Here is a 9,192-nt window from a genome sequence, read left to right on the forward strand (position 1 = left end):
GATCAACCCCGTTGCCCACGTCACGAGGGCCGCGTAACATTCATTCCGGCAACGTCGGCCCGACCTAGTTCAACAGCGATCGGGACATCCCCTAAGGGAACGGGTTCGGAAGGATAGCCTACCGGAAAAGGCGACTTCCGGGGGAGTGAGCCTTGTTATTCAGGTACCTCAATGACGATGCATTTCTGGCGTTTTCGCGAGAGCACAAGCATCTTTACTCCCTCATCTTGCTGGACCTGTACGAGCGCTTCTTTTCGGGCGCTCCCGCTTACCCAACCCCGCAGGAAGTCACGCACGCCATCTACGATGTGATGCGGGCCAATCCGTCGCTCTGGAGCGAGAATGACGATTTCGGCGAACAACTGCCGGAGATAGTTTCGGCTGGGCGCCGGCGCATAAAACGCGTAGCCAAGATCAAGACAGAGACTGCTGACCGGGCTCTCCTCATCGCCCGGCAGCTTTACCAGCGACTAATCGCTTGGGGATGGCTTGAAGAAGAGGAGTACGGTCTGCGCGTAACCGTCGACATGTCGATGGGACCGCTCTTGGTGATCCAAAGATTGGCCAGTCTGAACAAGGACGTTTCTCAACGGTTCGGTGGGCTCATCGTCACCGTCCGGGTGAACCTCGAAGCCGTCGAGAAACTCAATCCTCAAATAGTCGACCGGAAACAACGGGAAGTCGCGCTGGCGCTCCGGGAAGCTCGCAACCAGGTCGACCAGTTCACCAAAAGCCTTCGAGCCATACTGTCTGATCTCAAGAGGATCCGTCGTACGGTCATGGAATCGAAGACGGTCGGCGATCGGCTCGAAGCGTTTTTCGAGGAGTTCGTTGAGCAACTCCTGTTGCGCGACTTCGAGGCGATCCTGACATTCAATCATCCGTATCGTTTCAGGGATACCATCGTCGATCTTGCGAGGAAGATCGCCCATACGCCCTCAACCATGCAGGTCCTGTCGGAAGAGTATGTATCCGCCAGCATTTCTCCATCCATATCCGAAGCGATCCTCGACGTCGAAGGTGATCTCTTGGCGATCGAGAGTACATTCGGCCATATCGGCGAAATGTTCGAACGGATCGAGGCCTTCCGTCGCCAACTGGAAGCGCGCGTCCGGAACACCATTAAGTATGCCGAGCGTGGCACCCATGGATTGGTGGGCCGAGCAGGCGACCTGGTTCGTCGGCTCGACGGTCTCATTGCCCGCGGCCGCCATCCAAACGCGACAATTGAGTGGAGTCTCGAACAACTCCGATCCCCCTGGTCGGAATTCCACCATGCGCCGAGCCGCGAGCCACGTAAGCCCATCGAATTGCGGCCCCTGGGCGATTGGCCCAGCGACCCGCTCTACGAGATCCGCAAGAAACTACGTTCGCTGTACATCGACCGCATCTCACCCGGCCCCGAGGATGTCCGCCGTTTCCTCGAAACCCAGGTGCCTGCCGCAGGCACCAGAGAAGCCCGTTTCATGACGCTGAGGACAGTGGACGATTTCTTGGCTTTTGACACTGCGCGAAGGTATGCATTGACCAATGAAATTCCCCCCGAGTTAGGCGTTCACTTCGAGCTCGAGTTAGCTTCCGATCTTCCTCCACACGACAGCGAGTGGCTACGCTGCGCCAACTTCATCGTCAGGCGCCATGCTGCCACGAGGCGGCAGCATGCTCAGTGAATTCGAAGCCATCGAGCGGACCCTCGGCACGGAAAAGGCGGCCGATCTCAGGAAGGCGGTGCACTTCCTCCTGAGGCGCCAGTTCGTCTTTGCCGGCGATCCGAGGACGGGCACGATCTACAACACGGTCATGGATGGTCGGTTGAGATCGGTCATCGACGAGTTCTTCGACAGTTGCGGGTACCGCGTGCATCGCGACACCGAAGCGCAATGGGCCGGAATCACGGCTCTGGGCGACGATGTGCCGCTGCCCCGCATGAAGCTTGATGAGACCATCGTCATCCTGGTGCTGGCCGCCCACTGGCAGGACGAGGTGAACGTTGGCGCCGTCGAAGACCGGGCCATAGTCGTCACGACGTTGAATAGTTTGTTCGACCGCTACAAGGACATGGTTCAGCCCAACGCTTCGAGCTCGATCTCGCTTTCGCGGTTCCGAGAGATTCTGAAGGAAGCCTCTCAGCGCAGCTTGGTGGACCTCGGCGAGTTCGACGGCGACGCGCAGGACGTCGAAGTTGCAATACGCCCCATGATAAAGCTGATCAGCGGATCGGACGCTTTGCAGCGAATCGAGCGTTACGTTCGATCGCAAGAAAGCGCTCCACAGTCGATGGACGGAGACGACTCATGATGGAGTTGCGTCACGTGGCCATGGTCCAATGGCACCTCTTCGATAGCCAAGACATCGATCTGGCAGGACACACCGGCGTCTTCGGTGAGAACCGTTCCGGAAAATCAACCATACTCGACATGGCTCAGGTCGTCTTGACTGGCGGAAACCGGAACGTCCAGCGCCTGAATGCGGTAGCGAGTGACAAAGGAAAGAGCCGCAGCGCCTCCAAGCGAACCGTCGTGGACTACTGTCTCGGCGCATTAGGGGAGGATGAGCGTAAGCGGGACCAAGCTCGAACCTACATTTGCCTGGGATTTGTGGACACCGAGGGAAAACGCTCTCCGGTGTCGATCGGCATGGCGATCGAGGCTCGGCGATCCGAGACGAACGAGACCGTTCTCGGGCGCTTCGTGGTATCCGGCAAGATACTGACGACCGAGGATTTCGTCGAGGTGCGGGACGGCAAGCGCTTCCCGGCCGACTGGGACAACGTGCGAAGTCGGATCGTGTCGGCGGTAGGACAGGAGAACTTCGTCAACCACCGCGACAAGGCGATCGACTATGTTCGGGAATACATGCGTAAGCTGGTTCCGCATGCCTCCGTGGTGGGTGAGCAGAACGCGAATTCGCTCCAAAAGGCCGTCGTCAACGCGATGACGCTCGATCACGATCAGACGGCGACCGAATTTGTGCGTAACTACATCCTCGAAAAGAACAACATGAAGGTGGGAGAGCTTCGGGAGTCGATCCGTACCTATCGCAACATCAACGACACGATCCGGACGATGCGCGAAAAGCTGGAAGCCCTGGTCGGATTGCGAGGAATCCTTGGTGAGCTAGCCGAATCCCATGAGCGAAAGGCCCGCGAACAATGGATCTCGAAGCGCGCCGATTGGTTCGCGGCACGCGGCGCTTACGCGAACGAGCTGGCAAAATTCAACGAGGAATCGGCGAAACGTGATGCGGCCAAATCGGAAATGGACTTCCTCGGTGAGGAGTTGAAGGGGATCGATGCGGAAATTAGAAGGTTGGACATCGCGATCTCCGAGCATGATGCGAAGACCGGACGTGCGACGCTCGGTCAATCGTTGACGTCCGCTACGCAGGCCATCAACCGCGCTGCCATCGAGTTCGAGCGCAGGCTCGATGCCGTCCGGTCCCTGCAAGCGCTGAGCGCGATGAAGGGCTTTGGGTTTGACGAGTTTATTCCGTTGATTTCCGGGCTGACGCGTGCGGCGAAGGACGCCTCCGTCGAGCGACCTGTGAATCTCCTGTTGGATGCAGAATCCCGGTTGCTCGCTTCCGATCGGACGTCGCTGCAAAGGGTCGATCAGGCTCGCAGGGACCTCATACGCAAGGTCGAGGAGGAGAGGGCACGACTGCGCTCCCTCGAGGAGCGTCTTCGGCTGCACTCGAGCGGCGAAGGCTCGGTTCACCTGAGCGACGACACCAGGAATTTGTGCCGCAAGCTCCGACTGGCGGGAATGTCGCCCCGCGTTCTCTGCGATTTGGTCGAACTATCCGACGTCGCTTGGACAGCGGCGGCCGAAGGTCTCTTGGGGCGCGATCGAGAGGCTGTCTTCGTCGATCGTTCCGATATGGCGCGCGCCACCGCCCTGTTCAAGGACGGGCGGCGGGAATTCCGCCGTGCATCGCTCGTGAGCTTGAACAAGCTGAACCCCAACGGTCCCGGTCCTCGGCCGGGTTCGTTCCCGACACTTTTCAAGTCCGACGACCACGATGCCATTGCCTTCATCATCAGGCGGCACGGAACGGTTCGGCTGGCCGAGACGATCGCTCAGTTCAACGAGCCAGGCCGGGCTCTGATGATCGACGGCCTTTACGATGACGGGCTCGTACGCACCCACCGGGCCGCCGAGCCGTCGGATTTCAAGATCGGAAAAGCAGCGCAGATTCAGGCTTTTCACGACCTGAAGGAACAAGCCGAGCAGCTTTTGGAAGATTGCGCCCGGTCGGACGCCGCGGCGAGGCTTGCCGATACGGCGCACGTGCAGCTCGGGCGAATCTTCGACGACAAGCAGCCTTCATTCAAAGGCATCGTTGAAGAATACCGAAAATCGACGCTCGACCGTCGGGAGGTCGAGCAGCGCATCGCTGCGTTGGACGGCGCCGGCGACGGCGGTCTGAGGAAGAAAAGGCAAGCTCAACTTGATCTCAAACGCCGCCGCTTAGAAGAGCGAACGACGCAGGAGAGAGTGTACCTAAAACATACGAGGGCGGCCGATATCGCAAACCACACGATCGAATCCGGCAACAGTACCCCAGGCTCCAAGCTTGGAATGAAGGTCGCTTGGTCTTTGTATGGGCAGTACCGCGTGCTCTATGACCGCAATTCCGGACGAAGCTCTTATCGGTCCCGCTTCGATGCCCTCTCCGCGAAGCTCGTCTTGGACCGCCATCGCGCTATCGCCATCGAGGCTGCGAAGGCGGCAAGCCGGGCAGATGAGGATCGAATCGGGATTGAACGGCGTGTCCGGCAAGCTTTGGGGCACTACTTCGATAAATTTGGCGTGGTTTCCACCGTCGGGACCGAAAGCGAGCCTCTGCGCGAGGTCAAGCCTTGGGTGGAGTTGTTGATCCAGGAGATGGAGGAGAACGAGCTAAGGCGCTACGAGCGCCAGGCGCGCGAAGCTGCGGACAAGGCGGCGACGCTGCTGCGCGGCGAGTTCATCAATGCATTGACCTCAAGGATCAGCAAGATGGAGCGCGAGCTCTCAGCGATGAATCACGGCCTGACCGATCATCCGTTCCACAACGAACGATATTCGTTCCATCATACCCGTCTGGTCGAGTTTCAGCCTATCTTGAAGATCGTCGAGATCAGCAAAACGTCTCCGGAAGCGCTCGACATGCTTTTCAAGGGTGACGAGGTGCCGGAAGAATTTCCGCACCGGGACACGCTGCGGGAAATCGAAGCATTGCTGGAAGATCCCGACAAGGACTTCAGCGTCTTCGAGGACTATCGCAACTTCTTTACTTTCGAAATCCATATGGAAGATATCGTGTCCGGCCGGACGACGAGATGGGAGACGCGCCGCGGGACCGGCTCGGGAGCCGAGCAGCAGGTGCCGATCTACGTGGCGATCGGAGCGTCGCTTGCCTCGGTCTATGGAAGCGGGAGGTCAGGGGCCGGTCGCCCTTCGGGCATGTCGGTGGCGATTTTCGACGAAGCCTTCTCCAAGATGGATGGGAAAAACCAGCGGCAGATGATGAGCTTCTACAAGAAGCTCGGGCTACAGATCGTCATCGCTGCTCCGAACGAGAAGCGCGTCGCGGTTCTCGAGCACATCGATACGGTGGTCGAGGTGGATCGCATCGGGGAAAGTGCACGGGCGACCGTCGTGGAGCTAAAGGAACGGGCCCGAAAGGAGCTTCGGTCCATGGACCCCGATCTGATGTCCGACGATGAACTCAAGAAGATGGCTGCCGAGTAGGATGCCCAGGCGGTTCACCGACGCACGCGCGCTGATGGCCGATCTTCTCGACCGTCACGAGGGAGGAGCGGAACGGCCGATCGGCTATCCCGACTATGGCAGGTTCGTCGACGTCGTGCAGATGGACAAGTTTAGGAAGGAGCTTTGCGAGGCGGAGGAGCAGGGGGCTATCAAGATCACGCGGGATCGGGGCCTCAAAAGCGATCAGATCAAGCACGTCAGGCTGGAAGAGCCCGCTCTGCTGTACGCGATGCTCAAGCGTCGACCGGTCGGTGAGCTGACCGACGAGGCGACCGGGCGTTTGTTGCAAGGACTGGAACTGCCGGTCCAGTTCGAAGGATCGCTGGCAACCCTTCGGGCCTCATGGTCTCGTGGTCGAGAGTGGCAAGGGTTCTCGCTTGGTGATGTCGATCGCCTCAGGCCGGCCTTCGTCATGGCCCAGGCGATCTTGGAACGTCGTCATGCGGGTCTCGACTATCGTACCTTTTCCCGACGGTTTTCCGGGGACAGCAAAGCACTAGAGCGACTCGAAGGAGCTGTGGTCAGAATCTTGGGCGGAGCATTGGAGCTTCCGCCGACCGCTCGTCCGAGGGATGCGCTACGAACGCTGGGCCTCGAGAAGTTCGCTCCGCCGATGTTGCTGTCCGGGCGGTTGGATCTCGACACGGCCGAACTGTCGGCCGCCGCCCCCCTTTATTTCGGTATTCCTCCCGCAGAGGCCACGCGACTGAGATTTCGTGGACAGCCCCGATACGTCCTGACAATCGAAAATTTTGCCAGCTTCCACCGTCACGTTGCTGAGGCGGATCCGCAGCGTTCCGGAGTAACGATCTATGTCGGAGGATACCCGTCGTTGGCGACGCAGGGCGCCTTGAAGGCGCTCGCCGCCTCACTGCCCGCGGATGTTCCCTTCTTCCATTGGTCCGACATTGATCCGGACGGCGTCTGGATATTCCGCACGATCGAGAGTTCGCTCGCGAGAGAACTGCGACCCCATCTGATGTCTGTGGCGATCGCCAAGAAACTAGGGAAGCCGCCAGCCGAGCGGGTAAGGCAGCCTTCCGACGTTGGTTCATCGGCTATCTCTGATCTCGCCGCATATCTTCGGCACCCAGGCGCCAATTGGCTGGAGCAGGAGGAGCTCGATCCGACGCCGCCAGAAGTCTAAGATGCGCTGCGCCAGGAGGAAATCAATGTTGTCGGACGCCAGGATTAGAGCGCATCTCCTTTCGGCATTTCACCGGCTGCGGCACAGCAATGATGGCTGGGTACCTACCTCCGAAATGAACCTCGGGGGCCTTGAGCCCGTCAGTCTCGATCGCATCCGTACCATTTGCGAGCAACTTGAGGAGGCCGACCTCATCAAATTCAAGTCGCTGTCCCGCGGCTTCGTTGGCGGCATCGTCGGTGTGTCGAAGATAACCGGTCATGGCTCAGACGTCGTCGAAGGGCTCGTGCGAGCCAGGATAGCGCTCGACTTCGAAAAACCACCGGTTGCTGAAACTCGCGTGGCTGAGACGGTCTCGGTTGTTCTGACTGGAACCCGGTGTCTGTCGCGCCTGAACCGATCCGGGTGGAGTTGAGAAGACCCTCAAAGGGACTGTCTTTGCCAGCGACCCAAACATAGTCGACGGACCAGAGGGGTACGATCGAGATCCGGTCATGAACTCGTGGCTGGGCGAGGAACGCGATATCGATCGCTCGGTCGAGCAGCAACTTTTCGAGCTGCACGCTGAGATCAGCTGTGACGCTTGTTTGTAGAAACGGGTAACGATTCTCCAACGAAGAAAGCAGGTTCTGCCATCCAATGCTCGCGCGATGTTTCGCAGCTGATGCGCTTGCGGAACTGGACTGGGATAACGATCTGCGGCAACCGTCCGCAAGCGGCCATGATTTCGTCTCAAGGGCAGTCAGGTATCGTAATCATAAGCAATCATCGGATCGCGCGCATTGTCTTCTGTGGACATCGCCTGCACGTTCCGCTCGCAGGTTCTCGACCGGCGATAGGCCGTTCCGATCATAGAAACGCACGCCGCTGCTTGTATTTATTTTGCGAAAACGCCGCCGAATTGTGCGGCTGTGGTTGACCGATCGTTGCAATGATGGAGCAAAGTAATAAATGGACATGTCGAAGACGCGAAACAACCATTACGTGCCACAATGGTATCAGGAGGGATTTTTCGAGCCCGGCAAAAATACACTTGCCTACCTCGATCTCACGCCGAAGCAGGAGACGCTCGCTGACGGTCGGGTGATAAAGTACCGAGGTCTATTCGACGCGCCTACCAGAAGCTCGCGGGTGACGTCTGCGGCCGCCGCGACCTTGCGGGCAAATCAGTTGCTGTTCCCTTAGTTAGGACCACCGCTTCCAGCCTCGTTATCGCGGAGGCGGTGAAGTTGTTTCATGATGGGCCCGCTTACCCCGACATGCGGTTTAGCCTTGGCAGCCCGAACAGGCGCGACATGCTTCGTAACGGCCACTACCGGCTCCAGGATGCTGCGGACTTGAATTATGTCGAGTGCGGGAAGTTCGCGTCCTAGTCGTCGTATCGTCTACGGAGGTTGACCAATAAAGTATCTCTTCAACAGTCGAGGGCAACACATCGCCAATTTGGTGAACGGCCAGCTACATGCGCCTACCGGGCAAAATCGGCCATTATCTGGAGCGACAGGGCATCTTTATCGATATGCACGGCCGCTACCTCGGTGAGCCCCTCTTCGAAAACCGGTTGCTGTACCAGCGGAATTCACCGCACCGTTCGGTCAACTACGGAAACTATGGAAATGTGGGCAACTACGGCGATCCCGGCAGTTACGGGTCAATTGGAGTTCCGGGCGGATTTGAAGACATATCCGCTGAACGGTTGGCTCCCTAGAAAATTCTCGAGTCGCTGACTGTAGCCTGCAAGGCAAATTTCGTAATTGTGAGGCTGTCTAGAGCTTGTCGGCCCACTGTTTGATTTCGGCTAATATCTCTTCGAAGGTGGGTTTCTTGGCATAATACAGTGAACTGCTACGCTCATACGCCGCCGCATACAGCTTGCGCGTTTCGGCGTCGCTTAAGATGAAGGCATTGTTCTCGGCAATATTCAGGTTGTCAACCTGCCGGAAGCGCTTCTGCTTAGTCCTTCGTGAAGAATGCAGATCCGCCTGAAAGATAGAAAGAATTTGTCTCGATAAGGTATTCGATTTTGCAGGAAAGCTGGGTGTTGGACCTGGCTTTCTGGCGTTTTGGGATTTTGCTCTGGAGCGATTCGTGATTCCCTGACAGCGGGTCATCGGCATTGGAGAGGGCGATGAGCAAACCGCGGGACGATCGCCAGAAAGACCTGCTGCTTCCGGCGCTGGATCAAATCATCGATATGGGCCATCCGCTGGTGCGGTTGGCGGCGCTGATCGACTGGAAGTTTTTGGATGAGCGCTTTGGTTCGGTGTGCCAAACAGGGCCGGGGCAGCC

General features: G+C 58.4%; 8 protein-coding genes and 2 pseudogenes. 8 read left to right on the forward strand and 2 right to left on the reverse strand.

The annotated features are described in order from the left end of the window. Nucleotides 1-152 precede the first annotated feature (152 nt). From K289_RS0139505 to K289_RS52730, 5 genes are read left to right on the forward strand one after another with little or no spacing between them, the layout of a single operon-like run. The gene (locus K289_RS0139505; RefSeq protein ID WP_027556381.1) at nt 153-1,670 is read left to right on the forward strand and encodes a Wadjet anti-phage system protein JetA family protein; all 1,518 of its coding nucleotides are present in this window, start codon (nt 153-155) and stop codon (nt 1,668-1,670) included. Then, a complete protein-coding gene (locus K289_RS0139510; RefSeq protein WP_027556382.1) occupies nt 1,660-2,298 on the forward strand; it encodes a DUF4194 domain-containing protein in 639 nt (212 codons plus the stop codon). Before K289_RS0139505 ends, K289_RS0139510 begins: the two co-directional genes overlap by 11 nt. Next, nucleotides 2,295-5,735: an SbcC/MukB-like Walker B domain-containing protein gene (locus tag K289_RS0139515; protein ID WP_027556383.1), complete on the forward strand. Its 3,441-nt coding sequence runs from the start codon at nt 2,295-2,297 to the stop codon at nt 5,733-5,735. Before K289_RS0139510 ends, K289_RS0139515 begins: the two co-directional genes overlap by 4 nt. Nucleotides 5,736-5,769: 34 nt before the next feature. Then, the gene (locus K289_RS0139520) at nt 5,770-6,903 is read left to right on the forward strand and encodes a Wadjet anti-phage system protein JetD domain-containing protein (protein WP_245284136.1); all 1,134 of its coding nucleotides are present in this window, start codon (nt 5,770-5,772) and stop codon (nt 6,901-6,903) included. Nucleotides 6,904-6,928: 25 nt separating this feature from the next. Further along, entirely contained in the window at nt 6,929-7,318 is a 390-nt protein-coding gene (locus K289_RS52730; RefSeq protein ID WP_035687785.1) for a hypothetical protein, read from the forward strand. 16 nt (nt 7,319-7,334) lie between these two features. On the opposite strand, the pseudogene K289_RS53295 reads toward K289_RS52730, so the two are convergent. Continuing rightward, nucleotides 7,335-7,649 (reverse strand): annotated as a pseudogene (locus K289_RS53295) (LysR family transcriptional regulator substrate-binding protein); the annotation flags it as partial. Nucleotides 7,650-7,854: 205 nt separating this feature from the next. Between K289_RS53295 and K289_RS0139540 the strand changes: the two are divergent. Then, nucleotides 7,855-8,088: a hypothetical protein gene (locus K289_RS0139540; protein ID WP_027556386.1), complete on the forward strand. Its 234-nt coding sequence runs from the start codon at nt 7,855-7,857 to the stop codon at nt 8,086-8,088. A 277-nt stretch (nt 8,089-8,365) separates the two neighbouring features. After that, on the forward strand, nt 8,366-8,611 hold the full coding sequence (locus K289_RS49850; protein WP_198024881.1) for a hypothetical protein: 246 nt from the start codon (nt 8,366-8,368) through the stop codon (nt 8,609-8,611). Between the two features lie 58 nt (nt 8,612-8,669). On the opposite strand, the gene K289_RS0139545 is transcribed toward K289_RS49850, so the two are convergent. Next, nucleotides 8,670-9,020, reverse strand: coding sequence for a hypothetical protein (locus tag K289_RS0139545; RefSeq protein ID WP_027556387.1), 351 nt, complete (start codon nt 9,018-9,020; stop codon nt 8,670-8,672). Between the two features lie 11 nt (nt 9,021-9,031). Here K289_RS0139545 and K289_RS51230 point away from each other — a divergent pair. Next, nucleotides 9,032-9,192 (forward strand): annotated as a pseudogene (locus tag K289_RS51230) (IS5/IS1182 family transposase); the annotation flags it as partial.

The sequence above is a fragment of the Bradyrhizobium sp. Cp5.3 genome, from assembly GCF_000426265.1.
Taxonomy (GTDB): domain Bacteria; phylum Pseudomonadota; class Alphaproteobacteria; order Rhizobiales; family Xanthobacteraceae; genus Bradyrhizobium; species Bradyrhizobium neotropicale.

Excerpts from the sequence above, each read along its gene's own strand:
- K289_RS0139510 (WP_027556382.1), top strand. The coding sequence starts at position 1,660 with ATGCTCAGTGAATTCGAAGCCATCGAGCGGACCCTCGGCACGGAAAAG.
- K289_RS0139515 (WP_027556383.1), top strand. The coding sequence starts at position 2,295 with ATGATGGAGTTGCGTCACGTGGCCATGGTCCAATGGCACCTCTTCGAT.
- K289_RS0139520 (WP_245284136.1), top strand. The coding sequence starts at position 5,770 with ATGGCCGATCTTCTCGACCGTCACGAGGGAGGAGCGGAACGGCCGATC.
- K289_RS52730 (WP_035687785.1), top strand. The coding sequence starts at position 6,929 with ATGTTGTCGGACGCCAGGATTAGAGCGCATCTCCTTTCGGCATTTCAC.
- K289_RS0139540 (WP_027556386.1), top strand. The coding sequence starts at position 7,855 with ATGGACATGTCGAAGACGCGAAACAACCATTACGTGCCACAATGGTAT.
- K289_RS49850 (WP_198024881.1), top strand. The coding sequence starts at position 8,366 with ATGCGCCTACCGGGCAAAATCGGCCATTATCTGGAGCGACAGGGCATC.
- K289_RS0139545 (WP_027556387.1), bottom strand. The coding sequence starts at position 9,020 with ATGCCGATGACCCGCTGTCAGGGAATCACGAATCGCTCCAGAGCAAAA.